This is a genomic window from Devosia sp. (assembly GCF_028290645.1).
GTDB lineage: Bacteria > Pseudomonadota > Alphaproteobacteria > Rhizobiales > Devosiaceae > Devosia_A.
The window spans coordinates 33,321-54,229 of the sequence record NZ_JAQGJL010000199.1 but is presented as its reverse complement, the minus strand read 5'-3'; the positions used below and the strand labels follow the sequence as shown (position 1 = coordinate 54,229).

Sequence of the window (20,909 nt, the reverse complement as noted above, 5' to 3'; positions counted from 1 at the left end):
GCCGTGATCGAGCGTTCCCCCGTTTTCGATTTCGTCACCTACCTCGCCATGGCGCTGGGGGCATTGCTGGTCGTGATCCCGTTCTGGATCACGCTGGTCGCCGGCTCCCAGTCGCTGCAGGAGGTCAGCCAGGTGCCGATCAGCCTGCTGCCCTCGTCACACCTGTTCGAGAACCTTGCGGCGGCCTGGACGCGCGGCGACCTCGGGCCCAAGCTGATCAACAGCTTCATCGTCGCCATCGGCGTCACGGTGGGCAAGATCACCCTGGCCTCGCTCTCCGCCTTCGCCATCGTGTTCTTCAGCTTCAAGGCGCGGATGCTGTGCTTCTGGCTGATCTTCATCACGCTGATGCTGCCGCTCGAAGTGCGTATCGTCCCCACCTATTCGATCGCCGCCAACGCGCTGCTGCCGTTCCAGGTGATCCTCGACACGCTCGGTATCACCGGGCTTGTGCAGGCGGTGAGCGGGGTGCAGATCGCGCTCAACTGGAACCTCCTCAACTCCTATCCCGGCCTGATCCTGCCGCTCGTCGCCACGGCTACGGGCACCTTCCTCTACCGGCAGTTCTTCATGACCATTCCGGACGAACTGGTCGAAGCCAGCAAGATGGATGGCGCGAGCCCGCTCGAGTTCTTCTGGGACGTGCTGCTGCCGCTCAGCCGCACCAACATGCTGGCGCTTGCCACCATCATGTTCGTCTCGAGCTGGAACCAGTATCTGTGGACGCTGCTGGTCACCACCGACCGGGCCAATTTCGGCACCGTGGTGATGCAGTTGAAGGCGCTGATCCCGGCCCAGAACGGCACGCCCGACTGGAACGTCACCATGGCCGGCGCCCTCATCATCATGCTGCCGCCGCTGCTCGTCGTTGCCTTCATGCAGCGCTGGTTCGTGCGTGGCCTCATCTCCCGCGACAAATGATTGGACAGAACATGGCTCAGATCACCATCAAGGGCGTGAAGAAGAACTACGCCAAGACCGCCGTGATCCACGGCGTGGACGTCAACATCGAAGCGGGCGAGTTCGTCGTCATCCTCGGGCCCTCGGGCTGCGGCAAGTCCACGCTGCTCAGGATGATCGCGGGGCTCGAAGACATCACCGAAGGCGAGATCTCGATCTCGGGCAAGGTGGTCAACAAGCTCGAGCCGCGCGAGCGCGGCTGCGCAATGGTGTTCCAGAACTACGCGCTCTATCCGCACATGACCGTGCGCAAGAACATCGGCTACGCGCTGAAGGTCGCCAAGGTGCCCAAGCCCGAGCGCGACGAACGGGTGATGAAGGTCGCCGAGTCGGTGTCGCTGGTGCCGTTCCTTGATCGTCGGCCGGGCGAACTCTCGGGCGGCCAGCGCCAGCGCGTCGCCATGGCCCGCGCCATGGTGCGCGAGCCCAAGGTGTTCCTGTTCGACGAGCCGTTCTCGAACCTCGATGCCAAGCTGCGCGTCGCCATGCGTTCGGAAGTTCGGCGCCTGCATCGCGATCTCGGGGTCACTTCGGTGTTCGTCACGCACGACCAGACCGAAGCGATGACGCTGGCCGACAAGCTGATCATCATGAATGCCGGCCGGGTCGAGCAGATCGGCAAGCCCACCGAGGTCTACAACAACCCGGCGAGCCGCTTCGTCGCCGATTTCATCGGGTCGCCCGCGATGAACCTGTTCGAAGGCGAGTTCGACGCCGAGGGCCAGTTCATGCACGGCACCGGTGGCCGCTTCCGGGTCGAGCAGCTCAACGGCGTTCGCGCTCCGGGCAGCAAGGTGGTGCTCGGGGTGCGGCCGGAATCGATCCGCCGCACCGGCGCCGATACGCATGGCGCCTTCCCCGCCATCGTCGACTATGTCGAGGAACTCGGTGCGTCGCGGCTGATCCATGCCGATGCCAATGGCAGCCGCATCATCGCGCTCGATACCGACAGTGCCGAGCTGTTGTCGGGCACGCCGGTGCACCTCGCCCTCGCCGACAATTCGCTCCACCTGTTCTCGATCGAGGACGGGCGCCGCATCACGCACTGACCACTCGTTTCAGACCGCTCAACGGAGACTTCATCATGAGCAACATCATTGCGACCGGCTTCAATGTCGGCTCGGACAACGGCGAATTCGCCTCCCTCGAAGCCGATATGCGCGCGCTTGCCGACATGGGTGTCGACACCGTCGAGATCGGCATCACCAGCCTCGACCTGATCGCCGGCGGCAAGATCATCAAGGAACGCCACGAGGCGCTGCTGGCGCTCACCGGGCAGTTCAATTTCCGCTACACCGTGCATGGGCTGGTCTCGTCCAACTTCATGGACCCGGTGACGCAGCGCTACCAGATCGATGCGGCCAAGGCCCTGGTCGAAGTCTGCAACTCGATCGGCGCCGGCATCCTGGTGCAGCATGGCGGGGCGCTGCGTGCCGACGCCATCGCCGACTGGGCCGGGGCCGACGTGCGTGAGCGCGAAGCCCTGACCGAACTCGCCGATTTCGCCCGCCCTCACGGTGTGCGCATCGCGCTCGAGAACATCTTCACCACCGAGCTCGGCCAGTACCGGCAGACCCCGACGGAAGTGGCCGAGACGGTGAAGGCGGTGAACCATTCGAACGTCGTGGCGCTGATCGACTTCAGCCACGCCTATATTGAATCGACGTTCAAGGGCCTCGATTTCCGCGCCGAGATCCGCGCCATGGCGCCCGTCGCCGGGCACCTGCACCTCCACGATTCGTTCGGCCGCCCGCAGGGCTTCTTCAAGCCGTACCATCCGCAGGAAAATACCGCGATGGGCATCGGCGACCTGCATATGCCGCTCGGCTGGGGCGACATCGCCTGGGACGAGATCTTCGCCGAACTCACGTTCCTCCCCGGCACCGTGGCGATGATGGAAATCGGCCGCCGCTATCGTCGCGAGCAGCCGGAGTCCCTGGCGCGGGCCCGTGAGCTTGCGGCCCCTGCCTCTGGCGACAAGGCGATGGCGGCGGAGTAGATGGTACCTCGAGCAGGCGACCGAGCAATCCAAGCCCTCGGTCGCCGCTCACATACAAGCTGTCAGCCTTCGAAGCCGAGCGTCGTCAGACCGACTTCCGGCAATGCTTCTGCCACATCCACTCTCCCGGACTTGGCGTTGGTTGTCTGCGTCGCGGCAGGCGTGGCTAGACTAAATGGACGGACGCGGCTGCTGGTTTGCCCGCGTCAGCTTACCCGCAAGGTTACGGTTGAGCGCCGATTCAAGCGTGCGCTGCAGTTGCGTGTCGCTGGCCATCGCCGCACTCAGCCTGGCCTGGTCGAAGATCAACGCACGGGTCGGCTTCACGACGGTGGCTGTCGCACTGGCAGGGTTGCCGGACAGAAAGCTCAGCTCGCCTATGTAGTCTCCCGGCCCGCAAATGGCGACCACACGATCACCACGCTCGATCTTGACGATCCCGTCGGCCAGGTAGACCAGCCGTTCGACCTTTGCACCCTCGGCGGTGAGGATTGCACCCGGTTCGTAGCGTTCCAGATCGGAAAGATCCAACATCCGCTTGATCGCGCTGCGGTCGACGTTCTCCGGCATGTTCTCGGCGAAGTGCCGATGATCCTCGTCGAACCGATGGTGGCGTTCGTAATACCAGATCAGCACCAGTTGCACGACGTTGACGGCTACGAAGACCGTCTCCCATAGCACGCTGACCGGATCGAACACGAAGAACGCACGGTAGACTATCTTTGCGAGGCCGGAGCCGACCGCCAGCAGGCGCAATGCTACCATCCGGCGCATGACCATCGAAACGATCAGCAGAAAGTACGTGAAATGTCCGAACAGGATAACGGGATCGGTCAGCCCCCGCAGCAGTGGTTCCAACATGGCTTGCATCTAACCGCAGAGAGTTCTGGCTCGCCAATGGCAGCGCCGGGGATCAGCCGGCGTCACACGCCAGGCAGGAAGTTGTTCGAGGCCCGAAGTCGTTTCGCCAGCACGCGCATGACGTTGAGCGCGAAGTAGGGCGACTCGCTGCTCATGAACAAGAACTGCTTCTCGCTGACCGGCACGATGGCGCACTGACTCTGTGCAATGGCGGTGGCGCTGCGAGGTTCGTTGTCGATAAGGGCCATCTCACCGAAGATCTCGCCCTCGCCCAGAACCTGAAGCGTCTTATTGCCGTGGAGGATGGCAACGGTCCCCGACTTCACGACGAAGAACTCATGCCCGACGTCGCCCTCTTCGAAGATCACTTCGCCTGCCTTGACGCTGCGGGTTTCCTCAGTGGCAGGAGAGAGCAGTGCAAAATCGACGAAACTGCCGACTGTGGTCATCGCAATCACCTGCGGCCAAACTGGCCGGAACATTGAGAGTTTGGTGACTGCCTTGTGACTGCTTTTTGTGACAGTTTGCTGACAGGTCGGTGACGGGCAACGCGCCAAAACCATGTGGCCAAGCGAGAACCGGATCATCGGCTTGTTCTGAGCGCAGGTAAACCAGCGCCCGGCTTCGCGACGGCTTTATCCGTGCCGCGGCGATGCCAGTTCCGGCGCAGCGGGCATCCCGGTTGGGTAAGGATGTCCGCTGCCCCGATGCCCCGACCCCGAAGTGGGGCACCCGCACCTTTGACTAGTTCAGGTTGTCCAGATAGCCGCAGGTGTCCCGCGTCTGTTCATCGGTGCCGTAGTCAAAAATGGCCCGGCGGTCATTCGGACCGTCACGGCGTTCCGCTTCGCTGCGCGGGAGCACCCGGGCGCTTTCGACATTCGCATCGGCGCCCGCTGCCACATCGGCTTCGTCAAAGAACGTCACGAGGCAGACCAGATCTTCCCGAGGGCCGCCACCACCGCCGCCGCCGCCACCGCCGCCACCGCCGCCACCGCCAAATCCGCCGCCGCCGATGATGATGCTGAAGCTCAGGTTCGGCCGCAGCCGACGGTCACCCAGGTAGTCGTCCCTGACGTTGTTGGAACGAAGGTTTGCTGCCGATACCCAGCCATCGGGGCCCGGGTGGCTGACATAGCACCAGCCGTTGGAGCGGCAACGGCGCACGTTCACATCTTCACCGCGGAAAAGCCGATCGACGATGCGATAGCTGGTGCCTGGTCCCGAGCGGACGTTGGTGGACCTGGAGGCCTCGGCGGCGCTCACCGAGGGGATAAGAGCGAGACTACCTAGTAACACCATCGCGCCCAGAAATAAGGGTTTCATTGTTCTTCTTCCTTGTTTACGCACCCCGCTGGGAATCGAACTCCCCGCTATGCCGTTGGTTCCATTGGTGAAGGGCTCGTGACCCGGCTTTCTTCGCGGGAGGCCAGGGCCGTTCCTGCTCCGGCTCAATCGTCAAGATGGTCCCATCAGGCGCCGGTGCGACCATTTCCGAGCTAATGGACGCGACCGGCTGGCACGCGCACTCGGTACGTGGTGCCATCAGCGGCAACCTCAAGAAGAAGCTGAAGCTGGAGGTGACCTCCGAGGTGATCGAGGGACGCGGCCGGGTCTACCGCATTGTGGCGGACGAGGCATCGGAATGAAGCAGCCCACCAAGGAAGAGGTCGAGCGCGAGATCCTGGCAGCCCAGTTGGACCTTCAGAGATAGCGATTGCGCCTGTCGCAGAATGTGCCGGCTCGGTGCCTCACGTTCTAATTCGGGCTGGTGGGTGGGTGGGTAGACACTATATTATTTGACGGCGTCCCCACGTAGCATTTTTTTACGCACCCTTTGCCGTAAAGTTGTATCTGCGGCCAAAATACTGTTGCTCGGGCGCCACCGATCTGCCAATTGCCCCTTTATGACAAGAATGTGGATTTCCTTTGGCAAAACTGCGTCTTAACCTCCCGGTAACGCATATTGGGTGGGCGCTCGCATGTTGACGACAACGATATTGTCTCGCCAGGGTTGGAATGCCGCAATAGCGGTGCTCTGGGCACTCGCGCTCGCTGTACCACTCTCGATCGGCGCAGTTACGGTTGCGAATGCGGCAAACGAAGGTTGCCTGGCCCCCCTCACGACTGCGGACTGTCCAGACGTGCCGACCGCCGGCATCAGATATGACAACAGCTATGACAACACAGCCGTCAAAACAGTCAACGTCACGGGTGGCACTGGGGGCTCGCAGACGGTCAATCCCGGTGTGGTCGGCATTCTTCTAAGGGAAGCCGGTGTTAACCGGGCGGATACCGACGTGCAGATCAAGCTCTCGGTAATCTCATACGACGACGACAACGATGAAGACACGGCGAATATCTTCGTCGTCGCCAATCAGAATGGAACTCCCGACGATCTCACCGACGACACACCTTACCTCGTGGACGATGAATACATCGTGCGGACCGGCGCCGGCACGGCGGAGGACCCATTCGAGTATGAGATTCTGGCCACCGCCGACACCTTCGATACGACGGAGGACCTCGCGGTGCACCTCATAGCGACGGCCGAAACTGGCGGCAACGCTAGCGGCAGTCTCACGGTCAATAATCCGATAGCGAATCCCGGCACGGGAGCGTCATTCACCACTACCGACGCCAACGGCATACAAGTCGAATCCATCGGTGGCCGCGGCGGCAATGGCGGTTGCACGACGATCCTGTTGGCCACCTGGTGCACTAACGGCAGCACTGGCGGCGGTGCCGGATCGGTGGTCGTCAACAGCAATGCATCTATCACCGTGCTCGACGCCACTGACCCCGACATTGCGGGCATCGGTGTGCTGGCGCAGAGCATTGGCGGCGACGGCGGCACCGGCGGCGGTGGTTTCGGCCTCATCGTCTCAGTCTCCGGTTCAGGTGGAAATGGCGGCAACGGAAGCGACGTGGTCGTAGCCCTTGGTCCGGATTCATCGATCGTGACCAACGGTGACGGCGGTCACGGCGTCTACGCACTAAGCAAGGGCGGCAACGGCGGCGCCGGTGGCTCTACGTCCGGTGGCATCGCCATTGGCGACCAGGGCGGCAATGGCGGCAGCGCCGGTACGGTTACGGTCACCAATGACGGCACCGTTACCACGCTTGGCACTCGGGCCCACGGCATCTACGCGCTGAGCACTGGCGCAGGTGCTGGTTCGGGGAGCGAGTCCGGCGGTATAGTCGGCATCGGCGGCAACGGCGGCGGCCAGTCGAACGGCAGCACTGTCACCGTTTCGAACTCGAACACGATCAATACCTGGGGCGCCGAGTCCATGGGCATCGTGGCGCAGAGCGTGGGCGGCGGCGGCGGCGACGGCGGCAGTGCCGGTGGGCTTTTCGCCGTCGGCGGCGACGCCGGCTCGGGCGGCGGCAGTGGCATAGCGACCGTGAACAATTCCGGCTCAGTCACCACGCGTGAGGATGGCGGCAAAGGCATACTGGTGCAGTCGATCGGTGGTGGCGGCGGCAATGGCGGCGGCGCCATCTCCGTCAATCTCGGCGCTTCGGTTGCGGTCGGCGGGCATGGTGGCCTCGGCGGTGCCGGCGCCGCGGCAATCTACAATGGTACGGTGAACGGCAGCGGCGTCGCGCCGACCATCACCACTGAGGGCGACCGGGCCGACGGCATCCAGGTGCAGAGCATCGGCGGCGGCGGCGGCAACGGCGGCTTCACCGTCACCGCTGGCGTTGCCGTGCTCGGCTTCAGCGTCGGCGTATCCTTGGGCGGCGATGGCGGCGGCGGCAACTCTGGCAGCACCGCTGATGTGACCCACATCGGCACGATCGTGACCGGCGGCGATTTGTCCGCCGGCATCCTCGCGCAAAGCGTCGGCGGCGGCGGCGGTGGTGGTGGTGGGGCGATCTCGGCAACGGCGGGCGGCATCATCCAGGCGGACCTTGCCATGGGCGGCTCCGGTGGCTCCGGCGGCTCAAGCAGCACGGTCACCGTCAACACCTCCGGCAACATCACGACGGGCGGGGGGCTCTCGCACGGCGTGGTCGCGCAGAGCATCGGCGGTGGCGGCGGCAATGGCGGCTACGCGGTGGCCGCCGGGATCGGCAGTATGAGCGCGGCGGTGAGTGTTGGCGGCACCGGGGGCACCGGCGGCACGGGTGGAGCGGTCAAGGTCAACGTCACCAGAATTGGCGAGACCGCCGGTACGATCGGCACGGTCGGCGACGGCGCCATCGGCATCGTCGCCCAGAGCCTGGGCGGCGGCGGCGGCAACGGCGGCTACGCCGTCAGCGGCGCGGCCGGCGCCGGCGCGATCACCGTCGGCGTCGGCGGCAGCGGTGGTGGCGGCGCGACTGCCAGCACGGTTAAGGTGCTCAACGAGAATAACATCAGCACCGGTGCGTTGATCGTCGGCGGCGACGTCGCGGCCGGCGAAAACGTAACCGGGCATAACGCCCATGGCATCTTCGCCCAGTCAATCGGCGGCGGTGGCGGCAATGGCGGGTTTTCGGTCGCCGGCTCCGGTGGTGCGCTGGCGATCGCGGTCTCCGTCGGCGGCAGTGGCGGTAGCGGCAGCACCGGCAATGACGTTACAGTCGATAACAGCGGCACCATCAGCACTTTAGGCAATCTCGCGCACGGCATTTTCGCCCAGTCGATCGGTGGCGGCGGCGGCAATGGTGGCTTTGCCGTGTCCGGCACGCTTGCCATATCTATCGACGGCGCGGCCGGGGTGGGGGTTGCCGTTGGGATCGGCGGTTCGGGCGGCACCGCCAGCCACGCCGGCGCGGTGACGGTCAACAACAGCGGCAGCATTGCAACCGGCTCGGTCACCGGCGTCGGCGAGGACGCTGTCTATACCGGCCTAGGCTCCCACGCCATCTTCGCCCAGAGCGTAGGCGGCGGCGGCGGCAGCGGCGGCTTCGCCGGTGCTGTGTCGCTGGCGGCTGGAGCCGGCACGAACGTCAGCGCCGCCGTGGCCGTGGGTGGCTCCGGCGCCGGCGGCGGCAACGCCGGAGCAGTCAACGTCCTCAATAACGGCACCGATACGATCCTATTGACGACGGCCGACGGCGCCGACGGCATCCACGCGCAGTCGGTGGGTGGCGGCGGCGGCGACGGCGGCTTTGCCTTCGCGGGGGCGTTTGCACTTGGCCCGAAGCCAGGCGGCGCCGTCTCTGTCGCCATCGGCGGCGATGCTGGCGAGGGCGGCGACAGCGCTAAGGTCGACGTCGATAACCAGGGTGCCATCACCACTAGCGGCAAGCACGCAAACGCCATCTTTGCGCAATCGATAGGCGGCGGTGGCGGTAACGGTGGTTTTGCAGCGTCGCTGGCTATGGCGGTCGGCGACAAAGCGCTAACCGGCTCGGTCGCCGTCGGCGGCTCGGGCGGCGGCGGCGGCGTTGGCGGCGATGTAGAGGTCGGCAACACCAAGACGCTGACTGTTTATGGCGACGAGTCCTACGGCGTCTTCGCCCAGTCGGTCGGCGGCGGTGGCGGCAATGGCGGCATGGCGATCTCCGGCACGATCGCCGCCGCCCAGGGCGATGCGGCCGGCGTCGCGGTCACCGTCGGCGGAGCGGGCGGCATTGGCAACTTTGGCGGTAACGTCATCGTCACCAACAGCGGCGCCATCAACACCGGGCGGCGCATCGTTGTCAGCGAGGACGAGGAAGTCGTCACCGGCGTGAAGTCGATCGGCATCTTCGCCCAGTCGATCGGTGGCGGCGGCGGCAACGGCGGCATGGCCCTTACCGCCCAGATCACCGGATCGGCGGAAGGCAACATCGGCACGATCGGCGTGTCGGTCGGCGGTGGCGGCGGCAGTGGTGACGCTGGTGGCGATGTTACGGTCAACAACCTGCTCGGCGGCAACATCCACACCATTGGCCTTGAGGCGCACGCCATCTTCGCCCAGTCGGTCGGTGGCGGCGGCGGTAATGGCGGCCAGGCCATCACCGCCCAGCTCGGCCTTGCCGGGCGCAGTGGGGAGGAACCCACGACCACTGTCACTGCTGCGGTCACCGTCGGCGGCGGCGGCGGTACTGGCGACGTCGGCGGCCATACCATCGTCGACAACGACGCAACCATCGAGGTCGAGGGCGCCGGCGCGACCGGCATCTTCGCCCAGTCGATCGGCGGCGGCGGCGGCAATGGCGGCAATGCCATCACCGCCGTCGGTGTGGTCACCGACACCACCAACGATTCATCGAAGTCTTTCACCGCCGACGTCACCATCGGCGGCGGGGGCGGCGACGGCGATAACGGGGGCGCGGTCGACGTCAACAACTCGGGCGGCATCAAGACCCACGGCGCCTCCGGCTTCGGCATTTTCGCGCAGTCGGTGGGCGGCGGCGGCGGCATCGGCGGGCGCGCCAACACCATCGCCATGGTCGTCACCGATGAGTGCACGATCCCTGGGCTCTGCGATGATTCACCAGCGAACAAGAACAACTACTCACTGGGTGTGAGCGTCGGCGGCGATGGTGGAGTGGCCAACCACGGCGGCGACGTCGAGGTCATCAACACGGGCAACATCGAAACCCTGGGCGACACCTCCGACGGCATTTACGCCCAGTCGATCGGCGGCGGTGGCGGCAACGGCGGCAACGGTATTCTCGGTTCGGCCGAGATCCTGCCCATTCCTGCCGAATTGCTCGTTATTCTCCCTATCGGATCGGTAAGCATCCACAAGGACTTCACAATTGCCGTGGGTGGCAATGCCGGGGCTGGTGGCAATGGCGGCGTCGTCGACGTCGACAACACCGGCAGCATCATAACCCGTGGCGGCAACTCGAACGGCATCTTCGCCCAGAGCGTCGGCAAGGGTGGCGGTGTTGGTGGCAAGGCTGTCATCGGCGCGACCGGCAAGCTCGGCCTCGGTGGTGAGGGCGATAACGCCGGCAGCGGCGGCAACGTCGCCGTCACACAGGCGGCCATCGGCGACATCGAGACGTTTGGCGTCTCGTCGAACGGCATCTTCGCACAGAGTGTGGGCGGGGGCGGTGGCATCGCCGGCAACGTCGACCGGGCGCTAGCTGCCGACATCGAGACACCGCTAGGGACTATTCCCGGCCTCAACCTCGGCGTCGGCCTGGCTCTCGGGCGTAGCTCCGGCGCTGGCGGCAACGGCGGCGCCGTCGACGTCGCCGCCAATGGCGACATCACCACCCACGGCGACAGCTCGGCCGGCATATTCGCCCAGAGCGTGGGCGGCGGCGGGGGCCTCCTGGGTGGCCTCGGAAATGCGGAGCCCGTCCTCAACCTGATGTCCTGGCAAATTGGCAGTAAGGGCGATGACGGCGACGCCGGCGCGGTCAGCGTCGATCTCACCGGCACCATCCGCACCGCCGGCAACAACGCTACCGGCATCTTCGCGCAAAGCGCGGGCGGCCTGGCAAAGCTGTCGGACGACCCGGACGCCGATCCCGTGGCAGCCAATTCGGGGGATGTCACAGTCACCGTCAGCGGGTCTGTACTGACGGCGGAAAACCTGCTGACGGGCGACGAGGCGCGCGGGATGGGATCGATCGCCATCCTCGCCCACAGCGCCGCCGACACCAACGCCGCCAACGGCAACGTCATCATCGATATCAACGACACCGACACCATCATCCGCGGCGGCCGCACTGGGGCCGTTGGCGAGATGGGCTACGTCGGCGTCGGCGTCTGGATCATGGACGGCAAGACCAACACGATCGACAACGCCGGCACGATCACCACCGCCGATGGCGTCGACGCCGGCTGGGCGATCCTGGCCACCGGCAGCGACGCTACCCATCTGGGCGGCGATGAGGCGGTGTCGAACTTCGGCACCGTCACCGGCTCGATTGCTCTCGGCGTCGGCACCAACAGCTTCGTCAACGAGACGACCGGTAAGTTCAACTCCGGAGCGTTCGCGACGTATGGCGATGGGAACTTGTTGACCAACAATGGCTGGATGTCGACCGGCGGCACGAACAGGGTGATGACGACCGCGTTCAATGGCGACCTCACGCAGAGTGCAACCGGCATCTACGGTGTCGACCTCGATCTCGATCGTACGGGTCTGGCAGGCGAAGCCGACCTGATCGATATCGACGGGACACTGACGGTGGATGGCGCTGTCGACCTGACGCTGCTTAACATGGGCAATGCACTGCCGGGCGAGCACGAGGTGGTCATTGCAAGGTCGGAAACGAAGCTTGTCGGCGGCATCGAGCTGAACACCGCTGCCTCGCTGGTTGTCACCTACGAGATGTTCAAGCAAGCGAACCTCCTCCCGGGGATCGATACCGAACTGGTGCTCAGCTACGCCATCGATTTCGACATCGACGGGCTGAACCCGAACCAGAGCGCCATCGGCCAGTACGTCAACGCCTTCCAACTGGCAGGCGGGTCTGATGGTCTCGAGCCGCTTGTGGCCTCACTGATCCAGATCCCGGACCTCGAAACCTACCAGGCATTGCTCGATCAGCTGAGCCCGGAGCCCTACCTGATCAACCAGACGCTGGCGATGCTCGCGGGGTTGCAGTTCGAGAATTCTCTGATGAGCTGCAAGGTGCAGGACGGGTTCGACGCCGAGGGCCAGTGCGCCTGGGCCTCGGTCAACCATCGGAAGACCGAACGGGCCGAGAACAGCACCAATTTGGGCTTCGAGCAGACCAGCTTCGGGCTCAGCGCCGGTGCGCAGGCCAAGATCGACGACCACTTCGTCGCCGGCATCGGCGGCTCGTGGGAAGACATCGGGACGGAAAGCAACGGCAGCACCTCGAGCTCGGGCAACAGGTTCCAGGGTGGCGCGGTGTTCAAGGGTGTCTGGGACGGCACTGTGCTCGCCGGTGCGATCACCGGCGGCTGGTCGTCGCAGAACGTGTCGCGCTTTGTCGACCTGCCGCTCGGCCCGAGCTATGTCCTCGAAGGCACGCAGGATATCGGCTTCGCCTCGGCTCACGTGCGCCTGTCGCACAGCTTCGAACAGGACAATTGGTACGTCAGGCCGATGGTGGACGTGGGCGTGACGCAGGTCAGCGTCGCCGACTTCGCCGAAACCGGCGGGCCGACGGCGCTGGAGATCGACGGACATGACCAGACCTACGTGACGGTCGCGCCCTCAATCGAGCTCGGCGGCGAGATGGACGTGGGCAATGACGCGGTGCTGCGCTCCTTCATCAGGGTCGGTGCCCTCGACGTCCTCTTGGGTACCAACCCGGAAATCTTGGCCGGCTTCGCCGATGCCCCGGATGAGGTTGCCCCGTTCACCATCGTGGGCGACCTCGACGAGGCGCTGTTCGACGTGACGATGGGCTTTGATGTGATCAACGGCAGCGGTGCGGTAGTCCGCCTGTCAGGTGACGCCAAGGTCGGCGAAACTATCAAGAGCTACGGCGGAAGCCTGAAGATCTCGGCACCGTTCTGAAGGAGATGATAGGGGCGCCGGTGTTGCCAACGCCCTTCTTCATGCTCAGGTGTCGAGCTTACTGAATCTTTTCGTACGCGGCGGTGAAGCCGTTGAGCGAGACCGGGACAGCTATGTCGCGCTGCGCTGCGTCCTGGAAGGTGATCGAGAGCGTCGTTCCCTGCTTCAAGGCCCCCAGCAATTCTGGCGAGACGACCTTGCCGGCGTAGCAGCCGCCGCCATCGCAGGTCTGCAGTTGCAGTGTCTCGACGGGAGTGTCGTCAATGGCGAGCTTCAAGCCGGCCAGCAGGTTGAGCCCGAACGGCGTTTGTATCATCATCACCGGCGTCGGGCTATCGGGCGGCAGGCGAACGGTAACCGCCGCTAGCAACTGGCCGTTGTTGGACAAGACCACGCGCTGTTCGATGACGCAGTCCGGTGTGGTGGTGCGTCCGTCGCTGGCGCAACGCGCGCCCCATGGAGCCGGCGCCGGCGGCGAAGCCGCGTCAGCGACGGTCTCCTGGCTTGCGGCACTCCCTGCACCGGCCATAGGCAACAAGAGCACGCCCGGAAGCGCACAACTTCTGATGAATCGCAGCGCTGTTCGCATGATCCCGACCGTATTATTGAGCCCTGTCAAAGTAGTAGCGCATCGGCCGCAGTCGGTCCACTGCGGGCGCCGGCAATCGACTTTTTTTGCAAGGGGATGAAGACCAGCGAAGAATCGCTGTGATCCTCACCGATATCGAACGAAGGTCGCAGCAACCCTGCGCATCGGCTCCGGCTCTGGCGCCAGGCGGACGCTAGCTGGCGCCCGCGGGGCAAAACTTCCTCAATTCTACTGGACAGTGCCGGCAAGCGGAGCATGGTGTTGCTCGAGTTGATGCCCTCGAAACTTAACGATACGAAGCGAATCGTCCTTGCTGGTGCGGCGTCCCGTAACGGCGGGCGCGGAACCGTTGCGGCCGGCAGCGCTGTTGCGCTGCCTATGCCGCCGATACCCCTTAGGCGGCCGGGATGTTTTGGGGACACGTTTTCCTGTCTCATCCGCCAAGATCTAGGCTTCGCGGCGGGAGGCCCCCCGCTGCTCGTTGCCAGCAGCCCCAGGGTATGGGAGCCTTGGGGAATGCACATAAGTCGTGGTGGGCAGACGGTTCGGATTTACGACGGTAACGGCAACGCCTGGTACGATATCGATATACCAGGGGATCACTACGTCGCGGGCGAGTACCACATGTGGGAGAATGGCGTTCGCGGCCTCGCGATATCATTCTGATGAGATCATAACGATGCAAACGAGACATACGATACCTGGTAGCTTTGGCGATTGTGAGATAACATCTATTGGGTTCGAATACCCGGATGTGCACGTTAAGATAATAGACAAGAGCAATGCAGACTTTTATTCGGCCACCTTTTTCGCGGTGAAGTACATTCTCCTCGAGACGGATCACGTACAAAATGTAATGTCATTCATACATTATTTCGATAATGTGGTGGATGGACTGCGAAATGAAGAGTTTTCAGAGTGGATAGGTGATCGCGGACTATTGACTGAGATTGAGGGAATTGCCGGCAATCATCGGATATATTTCTTGACGCCGATTACCGGCGCAAACATTGTTATTGTCTGCGAAGGGGTGCGGCTGAGCTGAGAGGTATGCTGCATCTGGCGCACCTGCTCGGATCGGTCAGTAAGATGCGGACTTATGCGGACCGTCTTTTTGTCGGCAACTTGCATAGTTAGGACAATAGTTACCGCCGGACAGGTGGGGGCACGGGAGGCGTGAGGTGAATCTGCAGTCGACTGGCGCTCCGATACCGCTGAATTTGTGCTCTGTTTGTCGAGCAGTATTGTACCCTGCCCACTGATGATCCTGCCCGTGCCAAGGCCGCTCCCGAAATCACCAATAAGCGCCTCGACCAAGCGTTGATCGATCTTGGCTAGTTGCCGTGGCGCGTTAGCAGAGATACTGGTTGGATCCTTCGGCAGGCTAATTGACTCAATCCCTTGAAACCGCGGCACTAGGGCTCCTTCTCCTCCTGGCTAGCGTGATCGACCTCAGGTCTGATCGCCTTCCTGATCGGATTACACTTGGCTTGGTCGTGGCCGGATTGATCGCCACGCGAACAGATGCTGGGGGCATCATGCTTCACCTCCTCGGATTCCTCGCCTTCCGGCAAAGCTTTTGAAATGTCGCAGACTCAATGCGCGAGCAATTTGCCGAGCAAAACAATAGACGGCATGGCGGAGAGAAAGGCAGACAACTCGGCGTTCGAGGTAGTCCAACGTAGTCCATCATATATAGGTTTTGCAACGGGTTAGCCTCGCGCACGTGAGGCCAGTGGTGCGACCAAGGCTAGCTACGTCCAAAGAGAGTGTGGTACGAAATGTGGGGTACGCATTCGGAGGAGCCATGCCCCCGCCTCGCCGCCATCCCCAGAACGCCCTCAGCGCCATGCGGGTGCAACAGCTGAAGACCGCCGGTCGATATACCGACGGAAATGGCCTCTACCTCGTCGTCGACCCGTCGGGTGCGAAGCGCTGGCTTCTTCGCACCGTGGTGATGGGCAGGCGGCGTGACATTGGTCTGGGCGGCTTGTCGTTGGTGTCATTGGCGGAAGCCCGAGCCTTAGCCACGGAGTATCGGAAGATTGCCCGTGAGGGTGGCGACCCGCTCTCCGTGCGCCGCAGCCAGCGTGTCGTCGTTCCAACGTTCAGCGAAGCGGCTGAGGCAGCTCATGGGGCTTTGAAGGAGGGCTTCAGAAACGCCAAGCACGCTGATCAATGGATCAACACGATCAAGCAATACGCGTATCCCCAGATCGGGAGCCGCCGTATCGATGATATCGGCACGCCAGATATCCTGAAAGTGTTAGCCCCGCTCTGGCTCAAGAAAAGTGAAACCGCTCGGCGACTGAAACAGCGGATGCACAAGGTGTTCGAGCACGCCAAAGCCTCCGGTCTGAGGTCAGGGGAGAATCCCGTCGCCGGTGTCGACAGTGGCCTGCCGAAGCAAATGGCGATTCAGGAACACCACGCCGCACTGCCCTTCGCGGAGTTGCCCGACTTCCTGGTAAAGCTCCGTAGCGAGGGCGAGCACACCTCGTCACGGTTAGCCTTGGAGTTGCTGATCCTCACGGCGACGCGCACCAGCGAGGTGCTCCTGACGCGATGGGAGGAGTTCGACATCGAGTCAGCGATCTGGACGATCCCACCGGAGCGCATGAAGGTAAAGCGGGTACATCGTGTGCCGTTGACAGCACGCTGCCTAGAAATACTTGCGGCGGCCAAAAAATTGGCGGCTGGCAGCGGATTTGTGTTTCCAGGTATGAAAGTTGAACGCCCCCTTTCTAATATGGTGTTCTTGAAACTGCTTGAGCGCATGAAGGTAGACGTAACGGCTCATGGCTTCCGCTCCACCTTCAGCGACTGGGCCGCAGAGCGCACGCAGTACTCTCGCGAGGTTGTAGAGATGGCTCTCGCGCATACCATTAAGAGTAAGGTCGAGGCCGCGTATAGACGAGGAGACCTTCTCGACAAACGGCGCCCTCTAATGGCCGATTGGTCAAAGTTCTGCCTGTCGTCGGTTCAAAGTTTTGGAGGAGAGGCCGATGAGCCGACGCCGCAAAGAGATTGAGATCACATTCGCGCCGTCGTCGGTCACGCCCAAGGAACCGCCCCTTGGCGAAGTGTTCCCCCAGTTACGCAACCTACAGTATGACGCCGGCCCGGGATTATTTGAGTATGCCCCCGACGAGAAGATTGAGCCGGCAGTCAAGGCCGCCAGGGAAGCCTACATCGAGGCGCAATCGAGATTGAAGCCTTCGAACGGGTGGTTGGCGGTGGATCCTCCAAAAGCTATTCGGGACATTGTTTATCGCTACACTTACGCGAAGAGGACAGCGAATGGGATGACCGTGACCCAGTTAAGGCCGTTGCTCACCAAGAGTTCGGACACAGCCCGTAAACTTAGCCAACTCTTGCAGGACCACCCACTTGCGGCCCGTGTGCTGAGGAGTCGATTGGTGGGCAATCATCTAGGGCCCGGCCTTGCGAGGGAAGCGCGAGATCGGTGGACCGGTTTCCTGGATATGCTTGAACACGCGGGCAACATCGATATTGAAGAAGCGCTTTTAAGTGCGGAATTTGATCCGAGCACGCCTAATTATGGCGCTGAAAAGGCTATATCGCCGGCGGGCAGGCGCCCCCTTAAGCACGTCGAAATCGCCGCACGAGGGCTGAGCAAGCTGTGGGTCGAGATTACGGCCACGCATGTGCGGCGCTCTTTCGAGCGGCTAACCAATGACTCTGACGAGTTCAAATCTCCCGGGGTCGAGTTTGTTCGCACCATGCTATTTAGTTTCGATCCGAGCGTCACCCACGAGCAGATAATCGGCGCCTTGCGCAAGCCAGGTCCAGTGCGGAAATTGGCGGGCAATTCCTAGAGATTGTCCCACCTCAACCCCCTTTCTTCTGGGCGTGAACGAGCCAATCTTGCGACGTCCAACAAGGAGCGACGCATGAATGAAATCGAAACGTACCACCGTTCCGGGCGACCGGATATTGAGGTTACCGCAGGTCTTGGAGCGGGTCGGCTGCTCGCGATCACACTGGTGGGCCGGCGTTAGAGCAGGCCAATTTCCCGAGTCGGTGAAGCTCTCTGAAAGGGTGACGGGCTGGCTTGAGTCCGAGCTCGACAGCTTTATTGCCGACCCCGAAGCGTGGCAAGCCGCCCATAAGCAACCGTAAAAAACTAACAGCGCCAGTCGTAATCAACGCCCCAGCGGGCGCGTGAGATGCTGGGCATTTGCAAGGAATATAGAATGACAAGTAAGGAGGCAATCGTTGCCACCATAGGTCACGTGACCGACTATTTCGCCGAAACGGACCGGTTCGAACCTCAGATAGAGTTGGATATGTCCGATGCACCGCCGAATGTTCGGGCATTCCTGGACTGCGCGATGCTAAGTCGTGCGGTCGTGCCGGCTGCCCCTCGTGTTGCGAGTCGATGGGCATCGAGTTGCTCGTTGCCCTTACGGAGTCGGACTTCCCGTCCCGTGGGCTGACTCTGGTCACCCTGCCTTCGAACTGGGAGCGGCTCACGGCAGAACGCCTGGGGGAAGGGCAGGCGTCAAGGGTGTCTGACTGGCTTCACAAGGCACTCTCGGCCCCCGGCGTGGAGGGCGTACCTGCGATCGGCTTTATCATGGCAAGCTTTGGCCTGGAAACCGAAGGTGAGCGCCCGTTCATCGTTTTGGCAGCGTCGACGTCTCAGACGGTCGAAGCTACCGTCATCGAGGTCGTCGCGGATATCGTGGGGGCTGAAGCGAAGGTGCGAGCTATCGGCAAAGTCGAGTTCTGCCGAACTTTCTGGAGCGCCTTCCGGAGCCCTTCGTCGTTGAGTCACGGTGGGCATGGTTCCAGCCCGGAGCTTTCTCGCCTCTTGCTGGGTTTTCACGTGCTTGATCGCCTCGCGTTTAGCAACGTCACGGTGTCCAGCGACGTACAGAACCGCAGGATGACGGCGAACATCAACCGCCAAGAGAAGGCGAAGTAGCAAGCCCGCCGTGCGTGCCCGCGACCGTTGTGGCGGTCGCGGCCTCTTCCCAGCCCAAACACTCGCCGGAGGCCCTATGGGCGGCGCCAATCGCAACACACCAATACTTGCTCGCAGCGTGGGACGAAGCGCAAGAGCCCCAGCCTTCGACCTCTCGCCTCGTTTGAACGCGCTACGCCACGGTCAACCGGATCAAAATGAATCTCCGGCCGCAGCGCCGCTGGACCTTCAAGAAGTTCTCGCGGCGCTGCGCGAGACTTGGAGGTCCGACCGCAAGGGGCGGCGCGAGACACAGCTGCATCAGATTGAGAGCTGGTTTCGCCTGGCCGGCCACCTCCAGACCCATAAAGACGATTTGGTTCTGTTCGCCCGGCAACCGGAGTTCGCCCAGTTCAAAGGCGCGCGGCCCAATATCGACAAACCAGATGACGTACTGCGCCCCATCATCCGCTTCGTTTTCGGCTTCGGCGAGAAGGCAAAACGCCGGGTGAGCCGGTATGCCAACGCACTCGAACGTGCCTTCAAGGAAGGAAAGTCGGCCGACGAGATCGCCAAGTACGTCGTCGTCAACGGCGGCATCAACAAGATGGCCACCGCCAACGTTAAAAACAGGAGGTCGTCGCGACGACCGGGCCCGGCCCAGATGACGTTGAAGGCGGACGTCGGCGAGCTTGCGCAACGCGTGCTCGATGCGGAGCCAGGCCAGCACCTCAAGCTAGGCGTCGAAGTCCTGTCGCGAGCCGGCAATACCGCCGTCGTGGAGATCACCTCGGTGAAGCCGCGGAAGTCGCCAAAGGGGACCGTGTGAGGGAGAGCTCGGCAGCCTTGTAATACACTACCACCCCCTACTTCACCGTCATTACCGCCCCCAGCGCATACGCACCGACGCGATCGGCAAGAACGGCAGGGGCGATGGCAGCGTCATCCTCGACGACGAGCGCGTGACCGCGTTCAACTGGCAGACCGGCGACAAATCCACCGTGTGGCTCAACGAGCAGCGGACGCCCGAGGATCGGCGCCGGTATGCGAGGCAGCGTGACGATGACCGCCGCCATGAGCACGAACGGTCCGATCGCGCGGCTGCCATCGCCGGCCGACTTGTAGGTGCCGCCGCCGCAGCTCCTCACCCGTACCTTCTCGGCAAGGGTTTTCCCGACGAGCGTCCCCTCGTTCTCGCCGCCGAGACGGTCTCTGAAATCGCTGGTGACTACCTGGTGCCGCACGGGGCAAAGGCCGCCATCGTGGTGCCGGCGCGCATCGGGCAGCGGCTGGCGAGCGTGCAGCTCATCTGGGCCAACGGCACCAAGCGGTTCCTCTATGGCGGCGACATGGGCGGTGCTGCTCATCGCATCGCCACCGGCGGCGATACATGGTTGTGCGAGGGCTATGCCACCGGTCTGTCGCTGCGCCTCGCTCTCAAGGGCCTGAACCGCCGCGACACCGTGCTGGTGTGCTTTTCCGCCGCGAACATCGCCAAGGTGGCCTCTGTCGTCCGGGGCCGGTGCTTCATTGCCGCTGACCACGACGCGCCACCCAAGGCAAAGCCCGACCAGTTCGGTGGCCTCGGCGCCGGCGAGCATTTCGCGCGGAAGGCCGAGCGCCCATACCTGATGCCGCCGGCCGAGGGAATGGACGTCAACGACCTCCACCAGGAGGCCGGCATCTTCGAAGTGCAGCGCCTGATCTCGATGCTGATCCGCGGCGAGGGGCGTCCATGAGGAACCGCGACAAGCGAGAGCGGCAGGCGCTGAAGCGTCTCATGCTTCGCAAGGTCATGACCGCGATCGAACTGGGCTCTGCTGCCCTAGACGGCGAGCCCGTGCGTCGAGTCGAGGCGTTGAGCGACTTGGGGCTCAAGATCGGACTTCATTTCGTCAGGCGCGGAATCGCCCGTGTCGACGCCTTCAACCGCTTCCAATGGGTGCCGAATGACTGACCGATATTTTGACGAGACGCTGCAGGCCTGGGTGACGGTATGCAGGCCCGGAGCCGCCAAGGGCATCTTGACGGCCGACGGGTTCCGCGGAGCCCGTGCCGCCGGCTGGGGCGCGGCCAAGAGCGCTGCCGCCCAGACCCGCGCCTGGGACGGCGTAGGCAAGCGCGGCAGGAAGAAACGGCAGCACTAAAGCTCTCGAACTGCACATAGCCCAGCCCGTCTGTCGGGGGTCCGGC

21 protein-coding genes are annotated in these 20,909 nt (G+C 63.2%); 16 read left to right on the top strand and 5 right to left on the bottom strand.

What is annotated here, in order from left to right:
• Window positions 1–3: 3 nt before the first annotated feature.
• Genes JWQ89_RS11345 through JWQ89_RS11335 form a run of 3 tightly spaced genes read left to right on the top strand, consistent with a single transcriptional unit; the run spans window position 4 to window position 2,959 of the window.
• Window positions 4–921: an ABC transporter permease subunit gene (locus JWQ89_RS11345; RefSeq protein ID WP_299641067.1), complete on the top strand. Its 918-nt coding sequence runs from the start codon at window positions 4–6 to the stop codon at window positions 919–921.
• Between the two features lie 11 nt (window positions 922–932).
• Window positions 933–2,009, top strand: a complete 1,077-nt coding sequence (gene ugpC, locus JWQ89_RS11340) for a sn-glycerol-3-phosphate ABC transporter ATP-binding protein UgpC (RefSeq protein WP_299641066.1) — start codon at window positions 933–935, stop codon at window positions 2,007–2,009.
• A 35-nt stretch (window positions 2,010–2,044) separates the two neighbouring features.
• Window positions 2,045–2,959, top strand: coding sequence for a TIM barrel protein (locus JWQ89_RS11335; RefSeq protein ID WP_299641064.1), 915 nt, complete (start codon window positions 2,045–2,047; stop codon window positions 2,957–2,959).
• A gap of 171 nt (window positions 2,960–3,130) precedes the next feature.
• Here JWQ89_RS11335 and JWQ89_RS11330 read toward each other — a convergent pair whose 3' ends face one another.
• The 3 genes from JWQ89_RS11330 to JWQ89_RS11320 form a co-directional block, all read right to left on the bottom strand.
• Window positions 3,131–3,820 carry a cyclic nucleotide-binding domain-containing protein gene (locus JWQ89_RS11330; RefSeq protein WP_299641063.1) on the bottom strand — a complete coding sequence of 230 codons (690 nt, stop codon included), beginning with the start codon at window positions 3,818–3,820 and terminating at the stop codon, window positions 3,131–3,133.
• A gap of 62 nt (window positions 3,821–3,882) precedes the next feature.
• A complete protein-coding gene (locus JWQ89_RS11325; RefSeq protein WP_299641062.1) occupies window positions 3,883–4,407 on the bottom strand; it encodes a Crp/Fnr family transcriptional regulator in 525 nt (174 codons plus the stop codon).
• A 157-nt stretch (window positions 4,408–4,564) separates the two neighbouring features.
• Window positions 4,565–5,146: an SH3 domain-containing protein gene (locus JWQ89_RS11320; protein ID WP_299641061.1), complete on the bottom strand. Its 582-nt coding sequence runs from the start codon at window positions 5,144–5,146 to the stop codon at window positions 4,565–4,567.
• 137 nt (window positions 5,147–5,283) lie between these two features.
• On the opposite strand from JWQ89_RS11320, the gene JWQ89_RS11315 reads away from it, so the two are divergent.
• A complete protein-coding gene (locus JWQ89_RS11315) occupies window positions 5,284–5,469 on the top strand; it encodes a DUF3489 domain-containing protein (RefSeq protein WP_299641060.1) in 186 nt (61 codons plus the stop codon).
• Window positions 5,470–6,120: 651 nt separating this feature from the next.
• A complete protein-coding gene (locus JWQ89_RS11310) occupies window positions 6,121–13,197 on the top strand; it encodes an autotransporter outer membrane beta-barrel domain-containing protein (RefSeq protein WP_299641059.1) in 7,077 nt (2,358 codons plus the stop codon).
• Between the two features lie 58 nt (window positions 13,198–13,255).
• Here JWQ89_RS11310 and JWQ89_RS11305 read toward each other — a convergent pair whose 3' ends face one another.
• Complete coding sequence (locus JWQ89_RS11305; RefSeq protein WP_299641057.1) at window positions 13,256–13,726, bottom strand: invasion associated locus B family protein; 471 nt, start codon at window positions 13,724–13,726, stop codon at window positions 13,256–13,258.
• Between the two features lie 576 nt (window positions 13,727–14,302).
• Here JWQ89_RS11305 and JWQ89_RS11300 point away from each other — a divergent pair.
• From JWQ89_RS11300 to JWQ89_RS11275, 8 genes are all read left to right on the top strand, one after another.
• Complete coding sequence (locus JWQ89_RS11300; RefSeq protein WP_299641056.1) at window positions 14,303–14,452, top strand: hypothetical protein; 150 nt, start codon at window positions 14,303–14,305, stop codon at window positions 14,450–14,452.
• Between the two features lie 13 nt (window positions 14,453–14,465).
• Window positions 14,466–14,831, top strand: a complete 366-nt coding sequence (locus tag JWQ89_RS11295) for a hypothetical protein (RefSeq protein WP_299641054.1) — start codon at window positions 14,466–14,468, stop codon at window positions 14,829–14,831.
• A gap of 343 nt (window positions 14,832–15,174) precedes the next feature.
• Window positions 15,175–15,369 (top strand): prepilin peptidase, encoded by a 195-nt coding sequence (locus tag JWQ89_RS22510; RefSeq protein WP_366143998.1) that lies wholly within the window; start codon window positions 15,175–15,177, stop codon window positions 15,367–15,369.
• 224 nt (window positions 15,370–15,593) lie between these two features.
• Window positions 15,594–16,817: a site-specific integrase gene (locus JWQ89_RS11290; RefSeq protein WP_299641053.1), complete on the top strand. Its 1,224-nt coding sequence runs from the start codon at window positions 15,594–15,596 to the stop codon at window positions 16,815–16,817.
• Complete coding sequence (locus JWQ89_RS11285; protein ID WP_299641052.1) at window positions 16,792–17,625, top strand: hypothetical protein; 834 nt, start codon at window positions 16,792–16,794, stop codon at window positions 17,623–17,625. Before JWQ89_RS11290 ends, JWQ89_RS11285 begins: the two co-directional genes overlap by 26 nt.
• 79 nt (window positions 17,626–17,704) lie before the next feature.
• On the top strand, window positions 17,705–17,929 hold the full coding sequence (locus JWQ89_RS22505; RefSeq protein ID WP_366143997.1) for an AlpA family phage regulatory protein: 225 nt from the start codon (window positions 17,705–17,707) through the stop codon (window positions 17,927–17,929).
• Window positions 17,930–18,188: 259 nt separating this feature from the next.
• Window positions 18,189–18,737 carry a hypothetical protein gene (locus JWQ89_RS11280; RefSeq protein WP_299641050.1) on the top strand — a complete coding sequence of 183 codons (549 nt, stop codon included), beginning with the start codon at window positions 18,189–18,191 and terminating at the stop codon, window positions 18,735–18,737.
• Window positions 18,738–18,813: 76 nt separating this feature from the next.
• On the top strand, window positions 18,814–19,545 hold the full coding sequence (locus JWQ89_RS11275) for a hypothetical protein (RefSeq protein ID WP_299641048.1): 732 nt from the start codon (window positions 18,814–18,816) through the stop codon (window positions 19,543–19,545).
• A 37-nt stretch (window positions 19,546–19,582) separates the two neighbouring features.
• Here JWQ89_RS11275 and JWQ89_RS11270 read toward each other — a convergent pair whose 3' ends face one another.
• Entirely contained in the window at window positions 19,583–19,960 is a 378-nt protein-coding gene (locus JWQ89_RS11270) for a hypothetical protein (RefSeq protein WP_299641046.1), read from the bottom strand.
• Between JWQ89_RS11270 and JWQ89_RS11265 the strand changes: the two genes are divergently transcribed.
• From JWQ89_RS11265 to JWQ89_RS11255, 3 genes are read left to right on the top strand one after another with little or no spacing between them, the layout of a single operon-like run.
• The gene (locus JWQ89_RS11265) at window positions 19,952–20,455 is read left to right on the top strand and encodes a toprim domain-containing protein (RefSeq protein ID WP_299641045.1); all 504 of its coding nucleotides are present in this window, start codon (window positions 19,952–19,954) and stop codon (window positions 20,453–20,455) included. The genes JWQ89_RS11270 and JWQ89_RS11265 overlap by 9 nt on opposite strands.
• On the top strand, window positions 20,452–20,673 hold the full coding sequence (locus JWQ89_RS11260) for a hypothetical protein (RefSeq protein WP_299641043.1): 222 nt from the start codon (window positions 20,452–20,454) through the stop codon (window positions 20,671–20,673). The genes JWQ89_RS11265 and JWQ89_RS11260 overlap by 4 nt, the downstream gene beginning before the upstream one ends.
• Window positions 20,666–20,863: a hypothetical protein gene (locus tag JWQ89_RS11255; RefSeq protein ID WP_299641041.1), complete on the top strand. Its 198-nt coding sequence runs from the start codon at window positions 20,666–20,668 to the stop codon at window positions 20,861–20,863. Before JWQ89_RS11260 ends, JWQ89_RS11255 begins: the two co-directional genes overlap by 8 nt.
• Window positions 20,864–20,909: the final 46 nt, after the last annotated feature.